This window comes from Achromobacter sp. 1011811831, assembly GCF_059760905.1.
Genome location: NZ_JCBANG010000046.1, coordinates 24516 through 48176 on the forward strand (window position 1 = coordinate 24516; position 23661 = coordinate 48176).

At 67.1% G+C, this 23661-nt stretch carries 20 protein-coding genes; 9 read left to right on the forward strand and 11 right to left on the reverse strand.

The window, feature by feature from the left end; translation table 11 throughout:
* Positions 1–77 precede the first annotated feature (77 nt).
* Positions 78–686: a glutathione S-transferase gene (locus AC6LJ9_RS17840; protein WP_498148604.1), complete on the forward strand. Its 609-nt coding sequence runs from the start codon at positions 78–80 to the stop codon at positions 684–686.
* 169 nt (positions 687–855) lie between these two features.
* Here the strand turns inward: AC6LJ9_RS17840 and AC6LJ9_RS17845 are convergent, their stop codons facing one another.
* The 3 genes from AC6LJ9_RS17845 to AC6LJ9_RS17855 form a co-directional block, all read right to left on the reverse strand.
* On the reverse strand, positions 856–1674 hold the full coding sequence (locus AC6LJ9_RS17845) for a sulfite exporter TauE/SafE family protein (protein ID WP_392413523.1): 819 nt from the start codon (positions 1672–1674) through the stop codon (positions 856–858).
* Between the two features lie 106 nt (positions 1675–1780).
* Positions 1781–2899 (reverse strand): tRNA 2-thiouridine(34) synthase MnmA, encoded by a 1119-nt coding sequence (gene mnmA / locus AC6LJ9_RS17850; RefSeq protein WP_212321064.1) that lies wholly within the window; start codon positions 2897–2899, stop codon positions 1781–1783.
* Positions 2900–2906: 7 nt separating this feature from the next.
* Positions 2907–3836, reverse strand: a complete 930-nt coding sequence (locus AC6LJ9_RS17855; protein WP_498148605.1) for a LysR substrate-binding domain-containing protein — start codon at positions 3834–3836, stop codon at positions 2907–2909.
* Between the two features lie 227 nt (positions 3837–4063).
* Between AC6LJ9_RS17855 and AC6LJ9_RS17860 the strand changes: the two genes are divergently transcribed.
* The 5 genes from AC6LJ9_RS17860 to AC6LJ9_RS17880 all read left to right on the forward strand — a co-directional run bounded on the left by AC6LJ9_RS17860 (position 4064) and on the right by AC6LJ9_RS17880 (position 9123).
* Positions 4064–5053 (forward strand): Bug family tripartite tricarboxylate transporter substrate binding protein, encoded by a 990-nt coding sequence (locus AC6LJ9_RS17860; protein ID WP_498148606.1) that lies wholly within the window; start codon positions 4064–4066, stop codon positions 5051–5053.
* A gap of 89 nt (positions 5054–5142) precedes the next feature.
* On the forward strand, positions 5143–6018 hold the full coding sequence (locus AC6LJ9_RS17865; protein WP_103273504.1) for an N-formylglutamate amidohydrolase: 876 nt from the start codon (positions 5143–5145) through the stop codon (positions 6016–6018).
* 230 nt (positions 6019–6248) lie between these two features.
* Positions 6249–7367 (forward strand): Re/Si-specific NAD(P)(+) transhydrogenase subunit alpha, encoded by a 1119-nt coding sequence (locus tag AC6LJ9_RS17870; protein WP_103273503.1) that lies wholly within the window; start codon positions 6249–6251, stop codon positions 7365–7367.
* A 2-nt stretch (positions 7368–7369) separates the two neighbouring features.
* Complete coding sequence (locus AC6LJ9_RS17875; RefSeq protein ID WP_103273502.1) at positions 7370–7687, forward strand: NAD(P) transhydrogenase subunit alpha part 2; 318 nt, start codon at positions 7370–7372, stop codon at positions 7685–7687.
* The gene (locus AC6LJ9_RS17880; protein WP_498148607.1) at positions 7684–9123 is read left to right on the forward strand and encodes an NAD(P)(+) transhydrogenase (Re/Si-specific) subunit beta; all 1440 of its coding nucleotides are present in this window, start codon (positions 7684–7686) and stop codon (positions 9121–9123) included. The genes AC6LJ9_RS17875 and AC6LJ9_RS17880 overlap by 4 nt, the downstream gene beginning before the upstream one ends.
* A gap of 90 nt (positions 9124–9213) precedes the next feature.
* On the opposite strand, the gene glcF is transcribed toward AC6LJ9_RS17880, so the two are convergent.
* The 7 genes from glcF to AC6LJ9_RS17915 form a co-directional block, all read right to left on the reverse strand.
* Positions 9214–10455, reverse strand: a complete 1242-nt coding sequence (gene glcF, locus AC6LJ9_RS17885) for a glycolate oxidase subunit GlcF (protein ID WP_498148608.1) — start codon at positions 10453–10455, stop codon at positions 9214–9216.
* A 6-nt stretch (positions 10456–10461) separates the two neighbouring features.
* Positions 10462–11568, reverse strand: a complete 1107-nt coding sequence (gene glcE, locus AC6LJ9_RS17890) for a glycolate oxidase subunit GlcE (protein ID WP_498148609.1) — start codon at positions 11566–11568, stop codon at positions 10462–10464.
* Positions 11569–11580: 12 nt separating this feature from the next.
* Positions 11581–13080 (reverse strand): FAD-linked oxidase C-terminal domain-containing protein, encoded by a 1500-nt coding sequence (locus AC6LJ9_RS17895; protein WP_498148610.1) that lies wholly within the window; start codon positions 13078–13080, stop codon positions 11581–11583.
* A 210-nt stretch (positions 13081–13290) separates the two neighbouring features.
* The gene (locus tag AC6LJ9_RS17900; protein WP_498148611.1) at positions 13291–14700 is read right to left on the reverse strand and encodes an FAD-binding oxidoreductase; all 1410 of its coding nucleotides are present in this window, start codon (positions 14698–14700) and stop codon (positions 13291–13293) included.
* 111 nt (positions 14701–14811) lie between these two features.
* Complete coding sequence (gene aroG / locus AC6LJ9_RS17905) at positions 14812–15885, reverse strand: 3-deoxy-7-phosphoheptulonate synthase AroG (RefSeq protein ID WP_103273496.1); 1074 nt, start codon at positions 15883–15885, stop codon at positions 14812–14814.
* A gap of 369 nt (positions 15886–16254) precedes the next feature.
* The gene (gene tldD / locus AC6LJ9_RS17910) at positions 16255–17715 is read right to left on the reverse strand and encodes a metalloprotease TldD (RefSeq protein ID WP_103273495.1); all 1461 of its coding nucleotides are present in this window, start codon (positions 17713–17715) and stop codon (positions 16255–16257) included.
* A 326-nt stretch (positions 17716–18041) separates the two neighbouring features.
* Entirely contained in the window at positions 18042–18185 is a 144-nt protein-coding gene (locus tag AC6LJ9_RS17915) for a hypothetical protein (RefSeq protein WP_498148612.1), read from the reverse strand.
* Between the two features lie 380 nt (positions 18186–18565).
* Between AC6LJ9_RS17915 and AC6LJ9_RS17920 the strand changes: the two genes are divergently transcribed.
* Positions 18566–18946, forward strand: coding sequence for an H-NS histone family protein (locus tag AC6LJ9_RS17920; protein WP_212318102.1), 381 nt, complete (start codon positions 18566–18568; stop codon positions 18944–18946).
* Positions 18947–19036: 90 nt separating this feature from the next.
* On the opposite strand, the gene AC6LJ9_RS17925 is transcribed toward AC6LJ9_RS17920, so the two are convergent.
* Positions 19037–19681, reverse strand: coding sequence for a DUF4136 domain-containing protein (locus AC6LJ9_RS17925; RefSeq protein WP_498148613.1), 645 nt, complete (start codon positions 19679–19681; stop codon positions 19037–19039).
* A gap of 167 nt (positions 19682–19848) precedes the next feature.
* On the opposite strand from AC6LJ9_RS17925, the gene pepN reads away from it, so the two are divergent.
* Both pepN and AC6LJ9_RS17935 read left to right on the forward strand, forming a co-directional pair.
* A complete protein-coding gene (gene pepN, locus AC6LJ9_RS17930; RefSeq protein WP_498148614.1) occupies positions 19849–22554 on the forward strand; it encodes an aminopeptidase N in 2706 nt (901 codons plus the stop codon).
* Between the two features lie 10 nt (positions 22555–22564).
* The gene (locus AC6LJ9_RS17935; RefSeq protein ID WP_212318109.1) at positions 22565–23587 is read left to right on the forward strand and encodes a class 1 fructose-bisphosphatase; all 1023 of its coding nucleotides are present in this window, start codon (positions 22565–22567) and stop codon (positions 23585–23587) included.
* The last annotated feature ends 74 nt before the right edge of the window (positions 23588–23661 follow it).

A 23661-nucleotide genomic window follows, 5' to 3' on the forward strand; every position in this document is an offset into this window, starting at 1 on the left:
CTGGCATCCGGCCGCGGCGGGCCGCCGTCATGCGGCCTGCTATACTTCGGCCGCTTTCCGACTCCGCTTGTGACTCCATGAAACTGATCGGCTCGCTTACCAGTCCTTACGTGCGCAAAGTGCGTATCGTCATGGCCGAGAAAAAGCTGGACTACCGGCTTGAAATCGAAAACGTCTGGTCCGCCGACACGCAGATCCAAACGTACAACCCGCTGGGCAAGGTGCCTTGCCTGGTCATGGAAGACGGCGGCGCCCTGTTCGACTCGCGCGTCATCGTCGAATACGTGGACACGCTTTCGCCCGTCGCCCGCCTGATCCCGCAACCGGGACGCGACCGCGCGGCCGTGAAGTGCTGGGAAGCCATCGCCGACGGCCTGCTGGACGCCTGCGTCACCATCGTCAAGGAAAGGCAGCGCCCCGAAGCGCAACGCAGCCAGGAATGGATCGACCGCCAGTACGGCAAGATCCACGCCAGCCTGGACGCCATGGACAAGAGCCTGGGCGAGAATGCCCACTGCATGGGCATCAACTACAGCCTGGCCGACATCGCCGTGGGCTGCGCGCTAGGCTACCTGGACCTGCGCTTCGCCGAACTGGACTGGCGCACCGGCCATCCCAACCTGGCCCGCCTGTACGACAAGCTGGCGCAGCGCCAATCCTTCGTGGACACAGTACCCCAGAGTTAACCCACCCCCGAAGCGCTGCGCGCTCCCCCCTCAAGGGGGCGTCGCTGCGGACCGGAGGGCGGAACCCACCCCCGAAGCGCTGCGCGCTCCCCCTCAAGGGGGCGTCGCTGCGGACCGGCAAAGCCGGCTCCGCGCGACCCCACGGGCACATACGGCTTGCCTTCGTCTTTCAGCCGCTGAACGCCTGCCCCGCCTTGAACAGCATGTACGCCGACAGCGCGAACAGCAGGCAGGCGAACACCTTCTTCAGCGTGGCCACCGGCAGGCGATGCGCCATGCGCGCGCCCAGCGGCGCGGTCAGCACGCTGGCGCAGACCAGCGCGATCAGCGCCGGCCAGTAGATATAGCCCAGCATGCCCGGACGCGAGACGGACTCATTCAGGCCCGACACCACGTAGCCCGCGCTGTTGGCCAGCGCGATGGGAAAGCCCAGCGCCGCCGAGGTGGACACGGCGTTGTGCAGGGCCACGTTGCACCAGACCATGAAGGGCACGGACAGGAAGCCGCCGCCGGCGCCCACCAGGCCCGACAGGAAACCGATGCCCACGCCGGCCGCGCTGGTGCCCGCGACGCCGGGCATCTGGCGGCTGGGCTTGGGTTTCTTGTTGCGCAGCATGCTCCAGCCGGAATAGCCCACGAACAGCGCGAAGAACAGCGACAGCCAGTGCGAGCTGAGCGCGGCGAACACCGCGCCGCCCGACAGCAGGCCGCCGATGATGATGCCCGGCGCCATCGCGGCGACGATGCCCCATTTGATGGTGCCGCGCTGCTGGTGCGCGCGCACGCTGGAAATCGAGGTGAACAGGATCGAGGTCATGGACGTGGCGATGGCCGCGTGCACCACCAGGTCGGCCGGCATGCCCTTCCAGCTGAACAGCATGGTCAGGAACGGCACCAGCACCATGCCCCCGCCTATGCCCAGCAAGCCCGCCGCGAAGCCCGCCGCCGCGCCCAGCGCCAGCAGGCAGATCACCATCGTCACATCCACGTCCCTCTCCCCTTTTTGATGTCATGAACAAGGCCCCGCGCGGGGGCCTTGGTGTGTTGCGCGGTCAAGCCGCGCGCCGGGCCGGCCTCTGCGGGCCGACCGTCAGCTAGGCAATGATACCCCCGCCCAGGCAGATATCGCCGTCATACAGCACGGCGGACTGGCCCGGCGTGACGGCCCATTGCGCTTCTGGAAACACCAGCGCGAAGCGTCCGTCGGCGGCGTCCTCCAGCCGGCAGGCCGCGTCGGCCTGGCGGTAGCGGGTCTTGGCGCCATAGCCGCGCGCCTCGGGCGGGCGGCCCGCCACCCAGCTGGCATCCTGCGCCTGCAGGCGGTTCGACAGCAGCCAGGGATGGTCATGTCCCTGCACCACATAGAGCCGGTTGCGCTCCAGATCCTTGCGCGCCACGTACCAGGCCTCGGCCGTGCCGTCCTCGCGCTGCTTGCCTTTCACGCCGCCCACGCCCAGGCCCTTGCGCTGGCCCAGCGTGTAGAACGACAGGCCTTCGTGGCGGCCCACCTTCTGGCCTTCCGGCGTCAGGATCGGCCCCGGCTCGGTCGGCAGGTAGCGGTTCAGGAACTCGCGGAACGGCCGCTCGCCGATGAAGCAGATGCCCGTGGAATCCTTCTTGGCCGCGTTGTGCAGGCCGATCTCGTGCGCGATGCGGCGCACCTCGGTCTTGTGGATCTCGCCCAGCGGGAACAGCGTGCGCGACAGTTGCGCCTGGTTCAGGCGGTGCAGGAAGTAGCTCTGGTCCTTGGATCCGTCCAGCGCCTTGAGCAGCTGGAATTCCGTGCCGCCGCCTGCCGCCGGCACCTCGCGCACGCGCGCGTAGTGGCCGGTGGCGATGTGCTCGGCGCCCAGCGCCATGGCATGGTCCAGGAAGGCCTTGAACTTGATCTCGGCGTTGCACAGCACGTCGGGATTGGGCGTGCGGCCGGCGGAATACTCGCGCAGGAACTCGGCGAAGACGCGGTCCTTGTATTCGGCGGCGAAATTGACGTATTCGAATTCCACGCCGACCAGATCGGCGACGCTGGCCGCGTCCAGCAGATCCTGGCGGGTGGAGCAGTATTCGGAATCATCGTCGTCTTCCCAGTTCTTCATGAACAGGCCGACGACCTCGTAGCCTTGCTGCTTGAGCAGCCAGGCGGTGACCGAAGAATCGACCCCGCCGGACATGCCGACGACAACGCGGCCTTTCTTGGTGGATGTTTGGCTCATGATGCGATCATTTTAGTGCGATGGGATCCGCTGACTCTTCAGGCCGGGGCTCCGCCGCGCGCGAGACTTCCATCAGCCAGGCGCGGAATGCCTGCAGCGTCGGCAAGCTGGCTTTCTGCTCGGGATAGCACAGGTAGTAACCCATGCGCGCCCGGATCGGCAGCTCCACGGCGACCGACAGCCGGCCGTCGCTCAGCTCGTCCTCGACCAGGCAGCGCGGGATCAGCGCCACGCCGAAACCGGCGGCGGCGGCCTGCGACAGCAGCGCGTACTGGTCGAAGCGCGCTCCTTCCAGGCTGCGGCGGGTATCGCAGCCTGCCTGCTCGAACCAGTCGCGCCAGCCATCCAGCGCGGACGTGTGGTGCAAGAGCGGATAGGCCAGCAGGTCTTCGGGGGCGGCGCAGCCGCCGGGGATCAGCCTGGGGCTGTACACGGGCACGATGTCCCGGCCCACGATGTAATCAGCGCCGCTGCCGGGCCAAAGCCCCTCGCCGAAGCGCACGGCGGCGTCCAGCTCGGGGGTGGAGAAATCGTAGCCCTGGCGGTGCGGCAGGAATTCGACGTGGATGTCCGGGCGCTGGCGCATGAAGGCCGTCAGGCGCGGGATCAGCCAGCGCGCGCCGAATGTGGGCATACAGGTCAGGTTCAGCGTGCCGCCGCGCCCCTGGTGCGCGATCAGTTCCACCGTGGCCGCCTCGATCTGCCCCAGGCCGGCCTGGATCTTGGCCAGGTAGGCGCGACCGGCCTCGGTCAGCACCAGGCCTTGCCTGATGCGCAGGAATAGCTCGACGCCGACAAAGGCTTCCAGATGCTTGACCTGCTTGCTGACGGCGCCTTGCGTGACGCAAAGCTCCTGGGCGGCGCGGGTGAAGCTGGAATGCCGGGCGGCCACTTCAAAGGCCTGCAAATCGGTCAGAGACGGGCAGAAACGCCGCATGCGTGAAGCTCCCGCGACCGGCGCGGGCTCCTTGCCCGCCAGGGGGCATGTCGCCTCGGGATCCACGGCCCGCAGTAAAAAGGGGACGCGCTCCGGAAAGAGGCATGAAAAAAAGTCATAGATTACGGAGAAACTTTCGTTTGCGCAAACCGCCCCCGAAAGAAAGAATCGTTTGTCTGGCGGATGCGTTTTCGCATCCGCCTTCCAATTTTGTACAAGGGGAAACCATGCAACGCCGTAACGTAGTCCTGGGCCTGTGTGTCGCCGCCGCGACCCTGGCCGCTCCGCTGGCCTCGGGCATCGCCCATACCCAGGATGCCTATCCCAGCAAGCCCGTGCGCCTGATCGTGCCCTTCCCGCCCGGCGGCACCACCGACATCGTCGGCCGCCTGTTCGCCGACAAGCTCGGCAAGGAACTGGGCCAGACCGTGGTGGTGGAAAACCGTGGCGGCGCCGGCGGCTCGATCGGCAGCGCCTTTGTTGCCAGCAGCGCGCCGGACGGCTATACCTTGGGAATCGCCACCGTCAGCACGCACGGCATCAACCCGGCCATCTACCCGAACCTGCCGTTCGATGGCGAGAAAGACTTCACGCCCGTCTCGAACCTGGCCGCCGTGCCCAACATCATGACCGTCAACCCGAAAGTCCCGGCCAGGAACATCGCCGACTTCATCAAACTGGCCAAGAGCGAACCCGGCAAGCTGACCTATGCGTCGGCCGGCAACGGCTCGGTCTCGCACATGATGGGCGAGCTGTTCAAGATGGCCTCTGGCACCAGCCTGATGCACGTGCCCTACCGTGGCGTCGGTCCGGCGCTGAACGACGCGCTGGCCGGCCAGGTGGACGTGCTGTACGACAACCTGCCCTCGACGCTGCCGCACGCGCAATCCGGCCGCCTGGTGCCGCTGGCCGTGGCCTGGCCCAAGCGCGTGGCCAGCCTGCCCGACGTGCCCACCTTCGCCGAGGCCGGCCTGCCGGCGGTGAACGATGCCTCCTGGTTCGGCCTGGTCGCGCCGGCCAAGCTGCCTCAGCCGGTGCTGGACAAGCTCAATGCCGCCGTGCGCAAGGTCAGCGCCGATCCGGACGTCAAGGCCAAGCTCGAAGCGCTGGGCGCCGCGCCCGCCGCCAACTCCCCGGCCGAATTCGCCGCGCAGATCTCGGCCGAGATCGCCAAGAACAAGCGCATCGCCAAAGAAGCCAACGTGAAGATCGACTGAGCCCGTCACACGGCCTGCGGTCTTCGGCCCCCGCCGCCCCGTCTCGCGCCGGGCGCGGGGGTCTCCGATCAACGAACCTGAAACCCCTTATGCGATTTACCCAACCCCTGTCCTACCGGCTGGACCTTCCTCCCCGCTATCCCGAATCGGATCCCTCGGCCCCGCTCGTGCTGGACTCCCCGCACAGCGGCACGGCCTACCCTCCCGACTTCGCCGCCGCGGCCGACTACGGGGCATTGCGCACCGCCGAGGACACCTGGGTTGACGATCTGTGGAGCGACGCCGTGGACATGGGCGCGCCGCTGCTGGCGGCGACCTTTCCGCGCGCCTATATCGACGCCAACCGCGCGCCCGACGAGATCGACGAACTGCTGCTGGACCGCCCCTGGCCCGGCGCCGTCAACGCCTCGCCCAAGGTCCGCCTGGGCAAGGGCCTGATCTGGCGCATGCTGGACGACGGCACGCCGCTGTACGACCGCAAGCTCCCGGTCGAGGAAGTCGAGCACCGCATCGCGGCCTGCTGGAAGCCCTATCACGCGGCGCTGCGCCAGCTGCTGGACGGCGCCCATCGCAAGTTCGGCAAGGTCTGGCACATCAACTGCCACTCCATGCCCAGCGTGGCCGGCGCCTACGCCACCGACCAGCCCGGCCTGGTCCACCCCGATTTCGTGCTGGGCGACCGCGACGGCAGCACCAGCGACCCGGCCTTCCGCGAATTCATCGCGGCCTGGCTGCGCGCGCGCGGCTACCACGTGACCGTCAACGACCCGTACAAGGGCGTGGAACTGGTGCGCGCCTTCGGCTGCCCGGCCGAGGGCCGCCATAGCCTGCAGATCGAGATCAACCGCAAGCTCTACATGGATGAAGTCTCGCTGCGCCCGACTGCGGGCTACGGCCGGCTGAAGGCAGACCTGCGCGAGCTGACGGCGGCGCTGATCCTCTGGACGCGCGCGCAGACGGCGTAACCCTTGACGCGCGCGTTCGCGCCGCGAGCCTGTCCCGCAAGCCCCCCGGCCCGCGCCGCGGGGCTTCTGTCTTTCGAATTCGCAACAAGACCGCATTCCCGCGCCTGTCCCAGGAAACGGCGTTTGCGCGCCTTATCAAGCCCGGCTCGGACTCGTCCCAATGAACCTTGCGGGCTTCCCCTCTGTATTCCGTGTATAACTATCCGCGAACCTTCTGAGGAGAGGCGTCGATGCACATCGGGATACCAAAAGAAACCCGAGACGGGGAAACCCGTGTCGCAGCAACACCGGAAACCGTCAAGAAGTACACGGCCGGCAAGCATACTGTCGTAGTGGAACGCGGGGCGGGCGTCGCCGCCCGATATCTGGACGAGGCCTACGAGGCCGCCGGCGCGACCCTGGGCTCGGCCCAGGATGCGTTGGGAGCCGGGCTGGTGCTGAAGGTGCGCGCGCCTTCCGCCGAGGAACTACCCCACATGAAGCCGGGCGCCGTGGTGGCCGGCATGCTGGACCCGTTCGACGCCGAAGGCCTGATGCGGCTGGCGGCCGCCGGCCTGACCGGCTTCGCGCTGGAAGCCGCGCCGCGCATCACGCGCGCGCAGAGCCTGGACGTGCTGTCGTCCCAGGCCAATCTGGCCGGCTACAAGGCCGTGCTGCTGGCGGCGCACTACTACGGCCGCCTCTTTCCCATGATGATGACCGCCGCCGGCACGCTCAAGGCCGCGCGCGCCGTCGTGCTGGGCGCCGGCGTGGCGGGCCTGCAGGCCATCGCCACCGCCAAGCGCCTGGGCGCGGTGGTCGAGGCCTCCGACGTGCGTCCCGCCGCGCGCGAGCAGGTCGAATCGCTGGGCGCGAAATTCATCGACGTGCCGTTCGAAACCGACGAGGAACGCGAGATCGCGCAGGGCGTGGGCGGCTATGCCCGCCCCATGCCGCCGTCATGGATGGCGCGGCAGGCGGCGCTGGTGTCCGAGCGCTGCAAGCAGGCCGACATCATCATCACCACCGCGCTGATCCCGGGCCGCCCGGCGCCCACGCTGGTGTCCGCCGAGACCGTGGCCGGCATGAAGCCGGGTTCGGTGCTGGTGGACCTGGCGGTCGAGCGCGGCGGCAACTGCCCGCTGACCGAGCGCGGCCAGGTCGTGGAAAAGCACGGCGTGACACTGGTCGGGCTGAACAACCTGCCAGGCATGGTGGCGACCGACGCCTCCGCGCTGTATGCGCGCAACCTGCAGGATTTCCTGAAGCTCATCATCAATGCGGACGGCGCGCTGCAAATCCAGCGCGACGATGAAATCGTGGCGGCCTGCCTGGTGTGCGAAGGCGGCAACGTGACGCGGAGGACCTAGGCATGGAAGCGATCAACCCCACCCTGATGAATCTCATCATCTTCGTGCTGGCCATCTATGTCGGCTACCACGTGGTCTGGAACGTCACCCCCGCGCTGCATACCCCGCTGATGGCCGTGACCAATGCCATCTCCGCCATCATCATCGTCGGCGCCATGCTGGCCGCCGCGCTGACCGAGGGCGGGCTGGCGCGCGGCATGGGCGTGTTCGCCGTGGCGCTGGCCGCGGTCAACGTGTTCGGCGGCTTCCTCGTGACGCGCCGCATGCTGGAAATGTTCAAGAAGAAGGACAGGAAGCCGGGCAAGGAGGACGCGCAATGATCTCGCTGAACCTCGTCACCCTGCTCTACCTGGTCGCGTCGGTCTGCTTCATCCAGGCGCTCAAGGGCCTGTCCCACCCCACCACGTCCCGCCTGGGCAATGCCTTCGGCATGGCCGGCATGGCGATCGCCGTGCTGACCACCGCCGCCCTGATCGTGGGCCTGGCGCGCGAAGGCGCGTCCGCCATCGGCCTTGGCTGGGTGGTGCTGGGCCTGCTGGTGGGCGGCTCGATCGGCACGCTGATGGCCAAGCGCGTCGAGATGACCAAGATGCCCGAGCTGGTCGCCTTCATGCACAGCATGATCGGCCTGGCCGCGGTGGCCATCGCCGTGGCCGTCGTGGCCGAGCCGCAGGCCTTCGGCATCGCGCCGGCCGGCATGCCGCTACCGGTGGGCAACCGCTTCGAGTTGTTCATCGGCACCTTCGTCGGCGCCATCACCTTCTCGGGTTCGGTCATCGCCTTCGGCAAGCTGTCGGGCAAGTACAAGTTCCGCCTGTTCCAGGGCGCGCCGGTGGTGTTCGCCGGCCAGCACATGCTGAACCTGGCGCTGGCGCTGCTGATGCTGGCCGCCGGCGTGTGGTTCATGCTGACGCAGCAATGGACGCCGTTCATCATGATGACGCTGATCGCCTTCGTGCTGGGCGTGCTCATCATCATCCCGATCGGGGGCGCGGACATGCCGGTGGTGGTGTCCATGCTGAACAGCTACTCGGGCTGGGCGGCGGCGGGCATCGGCTTCTCGCTGAACAACCCCATGCTGATCATCGCCGGCTCGCTGGTGGGCTCGTCGGGCGCGATCCTGTCCTACATCATGTGCAAGGCCATGAACCGCTCGTTCTTCAACGTCATCCTGGGCGGCTTCGGCGCGCAGGCGGGCGGCGGCGCGCAGCAGGGCGACGGTCAGCAGCGCAGCGTGAAGTCGGGCAGCCCGGACGACGCGGCCTTCCTCATGACCAACGCCGAAAGCGTGACCATCGTGCCCGGCTACGGCCTGGCCGTGGCGCGCGCCCAGCATGCGCTGAAGGAACTGGCCGAGAAGCTGACCGAGCGCGGCGTGACGGTGAAATACGCCATCCACCCGGTGGCCGGCCGCATGCCCGGCCACATGAACGTGCTGCTGGCCGAGGCCGAGGTGCCTTACGACCAGGTGTTCGAGATGGAGGACATCAACAGCGAGTTCGCCCAGACCGACGTGGTGCTGGTGCTGGGGGCGAACGACGTGGTCAACCCGGCCGCCAAGAACGATCCCAAGTCGCCGATCGCCGGCATGCCCATCCTGGAAGCCTACAAGGCGCGCACGGTGATCGTGAACAAGCGCTCGATGGCCTCGGGCTATGCCGGGCTGGACAACGAGCTGTTCTACATGGACCGCACCATGATGGTGTTCGGCGACGCCAAGAAGGTGCTCGAAGAGATGGTGAAGGCGGTCGAGTAGGCCGCCACCCGGCCCCTGCCCGCCCGATGCCGGCCCGGGCGGGGGCCATGTTTCCCTGCGCCGGCCAACTGGCGACTGGCGATATGTCCGCTAGCGCCGGCCGTCGGCCGGCTGGCGCAGCAGTTCGTCCACCACCTCGACCCAATGCCGCACCGGCGTGTCGGTGCCGCTTTGCAGGTGGCCGATGCAGCCGATGTTGGCCGACAGGATCACGTCCGGGCCGCCGGCCGCGATGGCCGACAGCTTGCGGTCGCGCAGCTCCAGCGCGATGTCCGGATTCAGCACCGAGTACGCCCCGGCCGAGCCGCAGCACAGATGCTTGTCGGCGAACGGCTGCAATTCGAATCCCAGGTCCGCCAGCAGCTGCTCCGACAGCGGCCGCAGACCCTGCCAGTGCTGCAGCGTGCACGGCGGATGAAAGGCCGCGCGCGGCGCTTGCGGCAAGCGCGCGCGCAGCGCTTGCGCCTGCGGCGCGACGATCTCGGCCACGTCCTTGACCAGCGCCACGATGTCCGCCGCGCGTTGCGCGTAGGCCGGATCGTTGCGCAGGTGATGCGCGTATTCCTTCACCATGGCGCCGCAGCCCGAGGCGTTCATCACGATGGCCTCGACGCGCCCGTCCTGCACCAACGGCCACCAGGCGTCGATGTTGGCGCGCATCTGCGCCAGCGCCGCATCCTGTTCATCCAGGTGGAAGCTGACCGCGCCGCAGCAGCCCGCCCCCGGCGCGATGCGCGCGCCGATGCCCAGCGCATCCAGCACGCGGATGGTGGCGGCGTCGATGGTGGGCATCATGGACGGCTGCACGCAGCCTGCCAGCATCAACACCTGGCGCGCGTGCCCGGCCACCTGCGGCAGGCGGCCCGGGTCGCGGCGCTCGGGCACCTTGCGGCGCAACGCCTGCGGCAGCGCGCCGCGCACGGCCTGGCCCAGGCGCATCGCGGGACCGAACAGCGGCGACAGCATGGCCTGGCGCAGCAGCTTGCGCTTGGTGCGCTCGGCCCAGGAACGCGGCACGCGCTCGTCGACGATCTTGCGGCCGATATCGATCAGATGGCCGTACTGCACGCCCGACGGGCAGGTGGTCTCGCAGTTGCGGCAGGTCAGGCAGCGGTCCAGGTGTTGCTGCGTGGACTGCGTGGGCTCGGCGCCTTCCAGCACCTGCTTGATCAGGTAGATGCGCCCGCGCGGGCTGTCGAGTTCGTCGCCCAGGACCTGATAGGTGGGACAGGTGGCCGTGCAGAAGCCGCAGTGCACGCAGCGCCGCAGGATGGCGTCGGCCTCGTTGCCCAGATCGGTGTCTTTTGCCCAGGAAGCCAGATGGGTTTGCATGGCGTGCTACAGCTCCAGGATCAGGCGGCCGGGGTTGAACAGCCCGGCGGGATCGAGTTCTTGCTTGAGGCGGCGCGTGATCAGGCCCACGGCCGGCGCCAGCGGATGGAACACGCCGTCCTGCGGCACGGACATGCCCGCCGGCCGGAACAGCGTGGCGTGCCCGCCCAGGCTGGCCGCGCGCTCGCGCAGCGTGGCCGCCTCGTAATTGCCACAAAGCCAGCGCTGGCCGCCGCCCCACTCCAACAGCGTCGGACCGAGGTCGAGCGCGGCGGCGGTCGGCGGCAGGGCCAGCCGCCACAACGGCTTGCCGGGTTCGAAGAAGGTGTGGGTCTGCTCCCGCAGCGAGCGCCACCAGGCGTGCGCCGCGTCCGGCTCCATCGCGTCGCCGCCGATCAGTTGCCGCGCGCTGGCCAGCGCGGGCGGCGCGCCGGACAGGCGCACGCACAGCATGCCCTCGCCGCCATCGGCGTCGCCGCTCCAGCTGGTCGCGGACACCGGCAGCGGCTTGCCGCGCCACTGCGCGAAACAGGACAGCGCCCGCGCCTGCGTGGCGGGCTGCGCCAGCGTCACTTCCTGCATGGGCCTGGGCACGACCTTGAGCGACACCTCCAGCATGGCGCCGAAGATGCCGTGCGAACCGGCCAGCAGGCGCGACACGTCATAGCCGGCCACGTTCTTCATGACCTCGCCGCCGAAGGACAGCATGCGCCCATCGGAATCCAGCAGCCGCGCGCCCAGCACGAAATCACGCAAGGCGCCCGCGCTCATGCGGCGCGGCCCGGACAGGCCGGCGGCCACGCAGCCGCCCACCGTCGCGGCGGGCCCGAAATGCGGCGGCTCGAAGGCCAGCATCTGGCCGTGGGCGGCCAGCTCGGCCTCCAGGTCGGCCAGCGGCGTGCCGGCACGCACCGTGACGACGAGTTCGGACGGGTGATAGTTGACGATGCCGCGATACGGCGTCATGTCCAGCAGGCAATGCCCGTCCTGCGGCGTGACGGGCCGGTAGTTGCCATAGAACGATTTGCTGCCGCCGCCCATGACGAACAGGGGCTTGTGGCCGGCGCGCGCCGTCATGACCTGGTCGCACAACTCCGACAGGACGAAATCCATACGGGGTACGTCCTAGAAACGGGCGAGATCGGGAAAGCTCAGCTCTCCCCCATGCACATGCATCTTGCCGTATTCGGCGCAGCGTGCCAGCGTGGGGATGACTTTTTCAGGGTTGAGCAGGCACGGCGGGTCGAACGCCCGCTTGACCGCCAGGAACGCGTCGAGTTCTTCTCGCGAGAATTGCACGCACATTTGATTTATTTTCTCCATTCCTACGCCGTGCTCTCCCGTCACGGTTCCTCCAACCTGCACGCACAGTTCGAGTATGGCGGCGCCGAACTTCTCGGCCCGTTCCACTTCGTCCGGTTTATTCGAATCGAACAGGATCAGCGGGTGCAGGTTGCCGTCGCCAGCATGGAAGACGTTGGCGCAGCGCAGGCCGAAGTCGTCTTCCATCTGTTCGATGGCGCCCAGCACGCGCGCCAGATGACGGCGCGGGATGGTGCCGTCCATGCAGTAGTAATCGGGCGACACGCGCCCCGCGGCGGGGAACGCGTTCTTGCGGCCCGCCCAGAATTTCAGGCGCTCGGCCTCTGACGCGGATACCTGGCAGCGGGTGGCGCCGGCATCGCGGAACACGGCCTCCATGCGCGCGATCTCGTGCACCACCTCTTCGGGCGTGCCGTCGGACTCGCACAGCAGGATCGCCTGCGCGTCCATGTCGTAGCCGGCGCGCACGAAGGGTTCGACCATGTGCGTGGCGCGGCGGTCCATCATCTCCAGCCCGGCCGGGATCATGCCGGCCGCGATCACCTGCGTGACCGCGTTGCCGGCCGCCTCGACGCTGGCGAAGCTGGCCATCACGACCTGCGCGCAGGCCGGCTTGGGAATGAGCTTGACCGTCACCTCGGTGACCACGCCCAGCATGCCTTCCGAACCGATGAACACCGACAGCAGATCCAGGCCCGGCGCGTCCGGCGCCTCGGAGCCCAGCTCGACGATGTCGCCGTCGATGGTGACCACGCGCGCGCGCAGCACGTTGTGCACGGTCAGGCCGTACTTCAGGCAGTGCACGCCGCCGGAATTCTCGGCCACGTTGCCGCCGATGGAACAGGCGATCTGGCTGGAGGGATCGGGCGCGTAGTACAGGCCGTAGGGGGCGGCCGCTTCGGAAATCGCCAGGTTGCGCACGCCGGGCTCGACCACGGCGGTGGCGCTGGCCAGGTCGATGCGGCGGATGCGGTTGAACTTGGACAGGCCCAGCAGCACGCCCTGGCTGTGCGGCATGGCGCCGCCGGACAGGCCGGTGCCGGCGCCGCGCGCCACCACCGGCGCATTCAGGCGCTTGCAGATGCGCATCACGGCCTGCACCTGCTCCTCGGTCTCGGGCAGCGCGACGACGGCCGGCAAGGCGCGGTACAGCGACAGGCCGTCGCATTCGTAAGGGCGGGTGTCCTCTTCGCGAAACAGCACGCAGTGCGCGGGCAACGCGGCCGACAGGGCCTCGATCAGTTGCTGCGGAGAATAAGGCGGCTGCGCTTGGGCCAGGCCGGTTTCGACCAGTGAGTTCATGGGTGAAACAATAGCGCGCCCGCTGGGCGGACGCAGGCCGGGATTTACCCGCATCGACAGCGCAGCCCCGCATGAAACGACGTTCGCGCGCGTAACCGACGGTAAATGTGCGCTGGCGCAAACCCGTTGGAAGCAGCTCCGCCCAGGCGAAAAAAAACGGCGGCCATCGCTGCGCCGCCGTTCTTCTTCACGCGCCCAGGGCGCGCATCCTCACCAGGAAACGATCTTCCCGGGATTGAGGATGTTGTTCGGATCGAACGCGTGCTTGAGGCTGCGCATCAGTTCCAGCGCGTTGTCGCCGTGTTCCTCGGCCATGAACTGCATCTTGTGCAGGCCCACGCCATGCTCGCCGGTGCAGGTGCCGTCGGCGGCGATGGCCCGGCGCACCAGGTTGTGGTTGATGGTCTCGGATTCCTGCCATTCCTTCTCGCTATCCGCATCGAGCAGCATCAGCACGTGGAAGTTGCCGTCGCCCACGTGGCCCACGATGGTGTACGGGAAGCTGGCGCGGTCCAGTTCATCGACGGTCTCGCGCACGCAGTCGGCCAGGCGCGAGATCGGCACGCAGACGTCGGTGGTGCTGGCGCGGCAGCCGGGCCGCAGCTGCAGGCCGGCGAAGTAGGCGTTGTGACGCGCGGTCCAGAGACGGCTGCGGTCCTCGGGGCGCTCGGCCCATTCGAAGTCCATGCCGCCGTGCTCGGCGGTGATGGCCTGCACGGTCTCGGCCTGCTCCTGCACGCCGGCCGGGCTGCCGTGGAACTCGAACACCAGCAGCGGCGTCTCGCGCAGCGTGAGCTTGCTGTGCAGGTTGACGGCGCGCACGCTGGCCGCGTCCATGAATTCCACGCGCGCCACCGGCACGCCCATCTGGATGATCTCGATCACGCTCTGGACGGCATCGTCCAGCGTGGGGAAGTTGCACACGGCGGCCGAGACGGCCTCGGGCTGCGGATACAGGCGCACGGTGACTTCGGTGATGATGCCCAGCGTGCCTTCGCTGCCGACGAAGATGCGCGTCAGGTCGTAGCCGGCCGAGGACTTGCGGGCGCGGCCGGCAGTGCGCACGATGCGGCCGTCGGCGGTGACCACGGTCAGCGACATGACGTTCTCGCGCATGGTGCCGTAGCGCACGGCGTTGGTGCCGGAGGCGCGCGTGGCGGCCATGCCGCCCAGGCTGGCGTCGGCGCCCGGATCAATGGGGAAGAACAGCCCGGTGCTACGGATCTCTTCGTTGAGCTGCTTGCGCAGCACGCCGGCCTGCACCGTGGCGGTGAGGTCTTCGGCATTGACGGCCAGCACCTTGTTCATCTGCGACAGGTCCAGACTGATGCCGCCCTGGATCGCCAGGATGTGGCCTTCGAGCGAGGAGCCCGCGCCGTAGGGGATCAGCGGCACGCGGTGCTCGTTGCACAGCTTGGCGATCTCGGCCACTTCCTCGGTGCTGTGCGCGAAGACCACGCCGTCCGGCGCCATCACGGGATACGGCGATTCGTCGCGGCCGTGGTGTTCGCGCACGGCGGCGGATTCGGTGAAGCGATCGCCGAAGCGCGCGCGCAGGGCTTCCAGACAAGCGGCCGGCACCGAGCGGCGCAGGGTTTCGGCATGCAGGGGGGCGTTCATGGTTGGCGGATTCCCGGATTCGATGATCCGGCTATTCTACGCCGCCGCCCATGCTGCGCCGCAGCGCGCCGCGCCATGCGCCGGCAGGCCGGCGCATGGCGCAACCCGGACTCATTTGCCGGACGTCAGCGCGACGCGGCGGCGTTCGCGCACGGCCAGGGCCAGGCGTTCCAGCACGGCCACCGACGCATCCCAATCGATGCAGCCATCGGTGATGCTCTGGCCGTAGACCAGCGGCGTGCCCGGCACCATGTCCTGACGGCCGCCCAGCAGGTGGCTTTCGATCATCATGCCGACCAGGCGCGCGTCGCCCGCTTCCATCTGGCGCGCCACGTCTTCCGCGACCAGCGGCTGGTTCTCGGGCTTCTTGCTGCTGTTGGCGTGGCTGGCGTCGATCATGATGCGCTGGGCCAGGCCGGACTTGGCCATGTCCTGGCAGGCGGCGTCAACGCTGGCCGCGTCGTAGTTGGGCGTCTTGCCGCCGCGCAGGATGACGTGACAGTCCTCGTTGCCGGCCGTCGACACGATGGCGGAATGGCCGCCCTTGGTGACGGACAGGAAATGGTGCGGCTGCGAGGCAGCCTTGATCGCGTCCACGGCGATCTTCACATTGCCGTCCGTGCCGTTCTTGAACCCGACCGGACACGACAGCCCCGAAGCGAGTTCGCGATGCACCTGGCTTTCGGTGGTGCGCGCGCCGATGGCGCCCCAGGACACCAGGTCGGCGATGTACTGCGGCGTGATCATGTCCAGGAATTCGCAGCCGGCCGGCAGGCCCAGCGTGTTGATGTCCAGCAGCAGCTCGCGCGCCACGCGCACGCCCTTGTTGATGTCGAAGCTGCCGTCCAGCTCGGGATCGTTGATCAGCCCCTTCCAGCCCACCGTGGTGCGCGGCTTCTCGAAGTACACGCGCATGACGATTTCCAGGTCGGCGCTCAGGCGGTCGCGCACGGGCTTCAGGCGCTTGGCGTACTCGATGGCGGCGCGCGTGTCGTGGATCGAGCATGGGCCGATCACGACGATCATGCGGTCGTCCATGCCGTGCAGGATGCGGTGCATGGCCTGCCGGGCGGCGAACACGGTGTCGGACGCCTCCTTGGTGCAGGCGAATTCGCGCATGACGTGCGCCGGCGGATTCAGCTCTTTGATTTCTCGGATGCGAAGGTCATCGGTATTGTGTGACACGGTACTGCTCCTGGGTTGCCCGCCACGGGATGGTTCCCTCTGGATGCGTCCCGAGGGACGATTCCCGCGGGGGTTTTCCGGACCTGGCGGCGCAAAAAAAGCCGCCAGTTCGCTGGCGGCTTTTTCGGGGGATTCTTTCCAAACTTCAGATTGAGCGCGTCCCTTCCTCCGCCAGCGGCTTCAGAAAACCATAAAAATAAAAGTAAAAGGCGGGGGACGCGAATTTCATGGGAAACGACTCTAGCACAATTTTTTTTGACCGTCACGCGGGTTTATCGGGACGGAACCGCCAGCCATGACGGCAATCAAGCGGCGCGGCAACCCGCGGCGGGACCGGGCGCGCGCCCTGCCCCGCCGGCCCGATCCGGCTCAGGCCGTGCCGCCCACCGTCAGGCCTTCCATGCGGACCGTGGGCATGCCCACGCCCACCGGCACGCTCTGGCCATCCTTGCCGCAGGTGCCGACGCCCGAGTCCAGCTTCATGTCGTTGCCGATCAGCGTGACGCGGTTCATGGCGTCCGGACCGTTGCCGATCAGGGTGGCGCCCTTGACCGGGTAGGTGATCTTGCCGTTCTCGATCATGTAGGCCTCGGAGGCCGAGAACACGAACTTGCCGTTGGTAATGTCGACCTGGCCGCCGCCGAAATTCACCGCGTACAGGCCGCGCTTGACCGAGGACACGATTTCCTCGGGCGGGGTCTCGCCCGCCAGCATGTAGGTATTGGTCATGCGCGGCATGGGCAGGTGCGCGAAGGATTCGCGGCGGCCGTTGCCGGTGGCGGCGGTCTTCATCAGGCGCGCGTTCAGCGTGTCCTGCATGTAGCCGCGCAGGATGCCGTCCTCGATCAGCACGTTGCGCTGGGTGGCGTTGCCCTCGTCGTCGATGTTGAGCGAGCCGCGACGGTCGGGGATGGTGCCGTCGTCGATCACGGTCACGCCCTTGGAGGCGACGCGCTCGCCGATGCGGCCCGAGAACACGCTGGAACCCTTGCGGTTGAAGTCGCCTTCCAGGCCATGGCCCACGGCTTCGTGCAGCAGGATGCCGGGCCAGCCGGATCCCAGCACCACCGTCATCTCGCCCGCCGGCGCAGGACGGGCTTCCAGGTTGACCAGCGCCTCGTGCACGGCGCGTTCCACGTAGCCTTGCAGCATCTCGTCGGTGAAATAGGCCAGGCCCAGGCGGCCGCCGCCGCCGGCGTGGCCCATTTCGCGGCGTCCGTTGCGCTCGGCGATGACGGTCAGGGACAGGCGCACCAGCGGGCGCACATCGGCGGCCAGGCGGCCGTCGCTGCCCGCCACCAGCACCACGTCATACTCGGCGCCCAGGCCGGCCATGACCTGGATCACATGGGGATCGCGCGCCCGTGCCATGCGTTCGATGCGTTCAAGTAGCGCGACCTTTTCGGGAGCGCTGAGGGTCGCGACCGGATCGATGTCGGCATACAGGCTGCGGCCGTGTTCGGCCTCGACCTGGGCCGCGACCTTGACCTTGCCGGCGCCGCGGCGGGCAATGCCGCGCACCGCGTGCGCCGACGACAGCAGCGCGTCGGCCGACAGCGAATCGGAATAGGCAAAGGCGGTTTTCTCGCCGCTCACGGCGCGCACGCCCACGCCCTGGCTGATGGAAAAGCTGCCGGTCTTGACGATGCCCTCTTCCAGGCTCCAGCCTTCGCTGCGGGTGTATTGGAAATACAGGTCGGCGTAATCGACCTTGTGCGTGAAGATCTCGCCCAGCGCGCGCGCCATATCCGCCTCGGTCAGCCCCCAGGGGTCGAGCAGCAGCGATTTGGCGGTGGCCAGGGAAGCAATAGCGGGGTCGGTGATTTTCATGAGTCTCTGGGTTCTTCCGGGGCGCCGGCGCGCGTCTGCGCAATGGCGCTCAAGCCTCTATCGTAACGCCGAGTCGCGCCCCGCGTCGCGCATGCGCGGTGGTCGCCGCGGCGATGGCGGCTCAATTGCGCAAATGGACGGGAAGGCCCGCGACGGCTCTGGACTGACCCGGCATTTCCCTATCCAGTTAAGCAATTCCGCGCGCGCTTATTTGCGCGCTTATTTATCCGCCGCTGAACCGGACAGGGGCGGTTATTCTGCCGGCGCATAGCCCATCCAATCATCTTACATGTATAAATTTGCTTACAAAGTCGTCCGACAAGTGGTCATATAACTGTCATATAAGAGAAAGCCGTCAGCAGCCGCCCCCACTCTTTTCCTTTCGCTTTGCCCAAAGCGAAAATGCCCAGATCAAATGCAGCGCGCATCCTGGAACAGCACTCGGCAAAGGCAGGCGTGGCGATGGACATACTTGATGCGGCAAAAGAAGAACGGGTGACGCCCCCCCCACAAAACCCCATCCATATCAAGGGATTACAAAACCTGGATTGCGCAACATCTGTGCATCACATGAAACAAACAGGAGCCATTGCCACGATTCGGCCCGTCGATTGGCACGCCCTTTGAATCAAAGCAGGTCATTTTTCAATTCGTCCTAGATTTGAGAATGGTATTCCCAATACTTGTTCTAAGCCGAAACCCGCAAGGCTGAAGGCATCCGGACGCTTTTGATACAAAGTAATTAGTCTGAAAATCGGGAAATGTGTACGTAATTTGGGTATTATGCGGGGCATAACAAATAACAAGTCTTCACCGGCGAATAAAGCAGTTCCATAATCAGGAATAAATCATGGCCCGAGAAACCTACGCAGCACTGCAAGCAAAGATCGAGAAGGAAATCAACAAGCTCCAAAAGAAGGCTGAAGTCCTGCAGACGAAGCGCCGCAAGCCGGTGATTTCGTCGATCATCACGTCGATGCGCGAGTACGACATTACCCCTGAAGAAATCGCCGCCGCCTTTGGCGCTGGCGCGAAACCCGCTCGTGGAGCCGCCCGCCGCAAGACCGGCGCCGCTGCCCGCCCCGCCAACGCCGCCAAACGCGCCGTTGCGCCCAAGTACCGTCATCCCCAGACCGGGGAGACCTGGAGCGGTCGAGGCAAGGCCCCCCGTTGGCTCGCCGCGGAAGAAGCCGCCGGCGCGGCGCGCGAGAGTTTTCTCATCAAAGAATAAGAAAACCTATTCTTTAGTATGAAATTAAAATAGGCGCACCATTTTGGTGCGCCTATTTTTTTATCTTGAGTATTTACTGGCGATGGCTGCTTACTGCACGGGGAATTGAATCTCGCGTTCAGCGCCGTTATTGCCGGGGAAATTGTCGAATATCGCGCGAACCAGATATGGCATGGTGCGCAGCAGATTGTCGCCGTCGCTCAGCACATAGGCGCTGGAACGGTAGACCTCGGCGCCGCCCCGCTGAGCGTCCCGGATCAGCAGGTTCAGGGCATTGCGCTGCACGACCATGGGCACGTCCACCCAATCGGGGCCCCAATAACCGAAACCGCCGCCCCAGGGCCGCGGACCGTAATAGCCGCCAGGGCCGTAACCATAACCGCCGTAGAAACCCGGATCATACGGACGGCGAACCATGACCTGGGTCTGCGACGTGCCATATGTGAATGACACATCGAAACGCGGCTTGGCGCCGGCTTGCGCCTCGACCAGGCCAGTGGCGCCTATGCCGGCGCGCACCATGTCCTGGAACGACTGGTATTCGAGATTATTCGTCTGCGAGGCGTCGGCCGGCACGAACTGGTACGACTGCCCCTCGACGCTGGCTGGCCATTGCTGGAATGAGGTGACCCGCGCCGCCACGGTCGGGGCCGCGCAGCCGCTCAGGAGCATGGCCCCCGACACAGCGAAAAGGCCGGCCAGGCGACCCATGTTGAAAATCGATGTCCCGGACATTTGCAGCTCCTCTACGCACTACGGCGCCATGATACTGACATTGGACTATGGCAGGCGCCGAAAGTTTGCGCGGTCAGGCCTTGCCGAGGCAGCCCATGCCGGCCGCCGCCCCTTGGGGCATGCCCAGCCACTACAATAGGCGCTTGTTCACAAAGGACTGGGATCCCATGCGCACTGACACGCCCGTAACCGTATACCGCAAGGATTATCAGCCCTACCCCTACGATATTCCGGAAGTCTCGCTGGGCTTCGACCTGGCGCCCGAATCGACCGAAGTGCGTTGCGTGATGCAAGTGCGGCGCAAGCCCGGCGCCAGCGCCGACGCGGCCCTGGTGCTGGACGGCGAGGAGCTGGAACTCGTGTCGGTAGGCGTCGATGGCAGCCCGCTGCCCGCCGACCGCTACCATCTGTCCGAGCACAGCCTGGCGCTGTACAGCCTGCCTGAAACGGCCACGGTCGAGATCGTCAGCCGCTGCAAGCCGGCCGCCAACTCCACGCTGATGGGCCTGTACGTATCGGGCGGCAACTTCTTCACCCAGTGCGAGGCCGAGGGCTTTCGCCGCATCACCTGGTTCGCCGACCGCCCCGACGTGATGTCGCGCTACCGCGTGACGCTTCGGGCGGCCGCCGATTACCCCATGCTGCTGTCCAACGGCAACCTGCTGGCCTCGCGCCAGCTGGCCGACGGCCGCAACGAAGTCGAATGGGAAGATCCCTTCCCCAAGCCCTGCTACCTGTTCGCGCTGGTCGCCGGCAAGCTCACGCACCGCGAAACCACCGTGCGCACCGCCAGCGGCCGCGACGTGCTGCTGCAGGTCTACAGCGATCCCGGCTCGGAAGACAAGACCGAATGGGCCCTGGATTCGCTGGTGCGCGCGCTGCGCTGGGACGAAACCCGCTTCGGGCTGGAGCTGGACCTGGACCGCTTCATGGTCGTGGCCGTGCACGACTTCAACATGGGGGCGATGGAGAACAAGGGCCTGAACATCTTCAACGCGGCCTATGTGCTGGCCGACGCCCAGACCGCCACCGACGCCAACTATGAAGGCATCGAGTCGGTCATCGGCCACGAGTATTTCCACAACTGGACCGGCAACCGCGTCACCTGCCGCGACTGGTTCCAGCTCAGCCTGAAGGAAGGCCTGACCGTCTTCCGCGACCAGGAATTCAGCGCCGACATGATGGCGCAGGGCATGGACAAGGCCGCCGCCGCCAGCGCCCGCGCGGTCAAGCGCATCGACGATGTGGTGGCGCTGCGCGCCGCCCAGTTCCCGGAAGACGCCGGCCCCATGGCCCACCCGATCCGCCCGGAAAGCTACCAGGAGATCGGCAATTTCTACACGGCCACCGTGTACGAAAAGGGCGCCGAGGTCATCCGCATGCAGCACACGCTGCTGGGCGAGGCGGGCTTTCGCGCCGGCATGGACGAGTACTTCCGCCGCCATGACGGCCAGGCCGTGACCTGCGACGACTTCGTCGCCGCCATGGAGTCGGTCTACGTGCGCCAGCATCCCGGCCGCGACCTGTCGGTGTTTCGCCGCTGGTACCGCCAGGCCGGCACGCCGCGCGTGACGGTCAAGCTCGAGCACGACGCCGCCGCGCAGCGCTGCACGGTCACGCTGAGCCAGGAATGCGCGCCCGTCGGCGTCGAAAGGAAGGCTGGCGCGGACTACGCCAAGGCGCCCTACCACATCCCCTTCGCCATCGGTCTGCTCGACGCCCAGGGCCGCGCCCTGCCGCTCAAGCATGACGGCAAGATGTCGGATACCGCGCTGCTGGAGCTGACCACGCAAAGCCAGCAATGGACCTTCGACGGCATCGCCGAAGCGCCCGTGCCGTCGCTGCTGCGCGACTTCTCCGCGCCGGTGATCGTCGAGTATGACTGGACCGACGCCGAGCTGGCCCTGCTCTCGGCCCACGACGCCAACCCCTTCGCGCGCTGGGAAGCCGGCCAGGAACTGGCCACGCGCCAGATCCTGGCGCTGGCCGAGGCGCGCCAGGCCGGCCGCACGCTGCATGCCGACCCCGCCTTCATCGACGCCTGGCGCGCGCTGCTGACCGATCCCGCGATCGACGCCGCGTTCCGCGCCCGCGCACTGGCCCTGCCCTCGGAAAAGACGCTGGCCGAACGCATGGCCGCCGTCGATCCCCCGGCGTTGTCGGTGGCCCGGGACTTCCTGCGCGCCGAACTGGGCCGCCAGCTGGCCGCCGAGTTCCGCGCCGCCTTCGACGCCAACCAGACGCCGGGCGAATACAGCCCCGCGCCCGAGCCCGCCGGCAAGCGCGCACTGAAGAACCTGGCGCTGGCGCACCTGATGGCCGCCGGCGACCAGGACGCCCAGCGCCTGGCCGAGCACCAGTACGCGTCGGCTGACAACATGACCGACAGCATGGCCGCGCTATCCGCGCTGATCAACTACGGCCAGGGCGACTATCCGCAGCAGGCGCTGGCCGCCTTCTACGACAAGTGGCAGGACAACCAGCTGGTGATCGACAAGTGGTTCGCGCTGCAGGCCACGGCCCGCTCGACCACGGTGCAGAGCGCGCGCGAACTGATGGCGCATCCCGCCTTCACCCTGCGCAACCCGAACCGCGCCCGCGCGCTGATCTTCCAGTTCTGCCTGAACAACGCCCGCGGCATGCATCACCCGGACGGCTCGGGCTACGCGTTCTGGGCCGATCAGGTGCTGGCGCTGGACGCGCTCAATCCGGAGATCGCCGCCCGCCTGGCGCGCGCGCTGGACAACTGGTCGCGCTATGTGCCGGCGCTGCGCGCGCCCATGAAAGAAGCATTGCAACGCGTGCGCGCGCAGGACGGCCTGTCGCGCAACGTGCAGGAAATCGTATCCAAAGCCTTGGAATTCGCAGCATAGGGAGACCCTCTTGAAACGCAAAACCCTTACCCAATACCTGGTGGAGCAACAGCGCTCCGCCCAGGCCCTCGCGCCCGAGGTGCGCCTGCTCATCGAAGTGGTGGCGCGCGCCTGCAAGGCCATCAGCCACGCGGTCAGCAAGGGCGCGCTCGGCGGCGTGCTGGGCAGCCTGGACAGCGAGAACGTCCAGGGCGAAGTGCAGAAGAAGCTGGACGTGCTGTCCAACGAGATCCTGCTCGAAGCCAATGAATGGGGCGGCCACCTCGCGGCCATGGCCTCGGAAGAGATGGAAACCATCCATCCGATCCCGAACCGCTACCCCAAGGGCGAATACCTGCTGCTGTTCGATCCGCTGGACGGCTCGTCGAACATCGACGTGAACGTGTCGATCGGCACCATCTTCTCGGTGCTGCGCGCTCCGCACCACGTGGCCGGCGCCCCGGTGACCGAAGCCGACTTCCTGCAGCCCGGCAAGCAACAGGTCGCGGCCGGCTACGCCGTCTACGGCCCGCAGACCATGCTGGTGCTGACCATCGGCAACGGCGTGGTCGGCTTCACGCTGGACCGCGAGATGGGTTCCTGGGTCCTGACGCACGAAGACATCTGCGTGCCCGAGGACACCAAGGAATTCGCGATCAACATGTCGAACATGCGCCACTGGGCTCCCCCGGTCAAGCGCTACATCGACGACTGTCTGGCCGGCAAGACCGGTCCGCTGGGCAAGGACTACAACATGCGCTGGATCGCCTCGATGGTGGCCGACGTGCATCGCATCCTGACCCGCGGCGGCATCTTCATGTATCCCTGGGACGCGCGCGAGCCCGGCAAGGCCGGCAAGCTGCGCCTGATGTACGAGGCCAACCCGATGAGCTTCCTCATCGAGCAGGCCGGCGGCGCATCGATCAACGGCACGCAGCGCATCCTCGACATCAAGCCCGACCAGCTGCACCAGCGCGTGAGCGTGATCCTGGGCTCGAAGAACGAAGTCGAGCGCGTCGGACGCTACCACGCCGAGGACGCGGCCCAGGCTTGATGCCTGGTGACCGTCTCCGCGCGGCGCCCCAAGGCATTGCGGGAGCGCCGCGCTGAAATGACAAAGCCCCGGCC

Bases quoted from the DNA above. Each gene is read 5' to 3' on its own strand.
- AC6LJ9_RS17840 (WP_498148604.1), top strand. From the start codon at position 78: ATGAAACTGATCGGCTCGCTTACCAGTCCTTACGTGCGCAAAGTGCGT.
- mnmA (WP_212321064.1), bottom strand. From the start codon at position 2,899: ATGAGCCAAACATCCACCAAGAAAGGCCGCGTTGTCGTCGGCATGTCC.
- AC6LJ9_RS17855 (WP_498148605.1), bottom strand. From the start codon at position 3,836: ATGCGGCGTTTCTGCCCGTCTCTGACCGATTTGCAGGCCTTTGAAGTG.
- AC6LJ9_RS17860 (WP_498148606.1), top strand. From the start codon at position 4,064: ATGCAACGCCGTAACGTAGTCCTGGGCCTGTGTGTCGCCGCCGCGACC.
- AC6LJ9_RS17865 (WP_103273504.1), top strand. From the start codon at position 5,143: ATGCGATTTACCCAACCCCTGTCCTACCGGCTGGACCTTCCTCCCCGC.
- AC6LJ9_RS17870 (WP_103273503.1), top strand. From the start codon at position 6,249: ATGCACATCGGGATACCAAAAGAAACCCGAGACGGGGAAACCCGTGTC.
- AC6LJ9_RS17875 (WP_103273502.1), top strand. From the start codon at position 7,370: ATGGAAGCGATCAACCCCACCCTGATGAATCTCATCATCTTCGTGCTG.
- AC6LJ9_RS17880 (WP_498148607.1), top strand. From the start codon at position 7,684: ATGATCTCGCTGAACCTCGTCACCCTGCTCTACCTGGTCGCGTCGGTC.
- glcF (WP_498148608.1), bottom strand. From the start codon at position 10,455: ATGCAAACCCATCTGGCTTCCTGGGCAAAAGACACCGATCTGGGCAAC.
- glcE (WP_498148609.1), bottom strand. From the start codon at position 11,568: ATGGATTTCGTCCTGTCGGAGTTGTGCGACCAGGTCATGACGGCGCGC.
- AC6LJ9_RS17895 (WP_498148610.1), bottom strand. From the start codon at position 13,080: ATGAACTCACTGGTCGAAACCGGCCTGGCCCAAGCGCAGCCGCCTTAT.
- AC6LJ9_RS17900 (WP_498148611.1), bottom strand. From the start codon at position 14,700: ATGAACGCCCCCCTGCATGCCGAAACCCTGCGCCGCTCGGTGCCGGCC.
- tldD (WP_103273495.1), bottom strand. From the start codon at position 17,715: ATGAAAATCACCGACCCCGCTATTGCTTCCCTGGCCACCGCCAAATCG.
- AC6LJ9_RS17915 (WP_498148612.1), bottom strand. From the start codon at position 18,185: ATGTCCATCGCCACGCCTGCCTTTGCCGAGTGCTGTTCCAGGATGCGC.
- AC6LJ9_RS17920 (WP_212318102.1), top strand. From the start codon at position 18,566: ATGGCCCGAGAAACCTACGCAGCACTGCAAGCAAAGATCGAGAAGGAA.
- AC6LJ9_RS17925 (WP_498148613.1), bottom strand. From the start codon at position 19,681: ATGTCCGGGACATCGATTTTCAACATGGGTCGCCTGGCCGGCCTTTTC.
- pepN (WP_498148614.1), top strand. From the start codon at position 19,849: ATGCGCACTGACACGCCCGTAACCGTATACCGCAAGGATTATCAGCCC.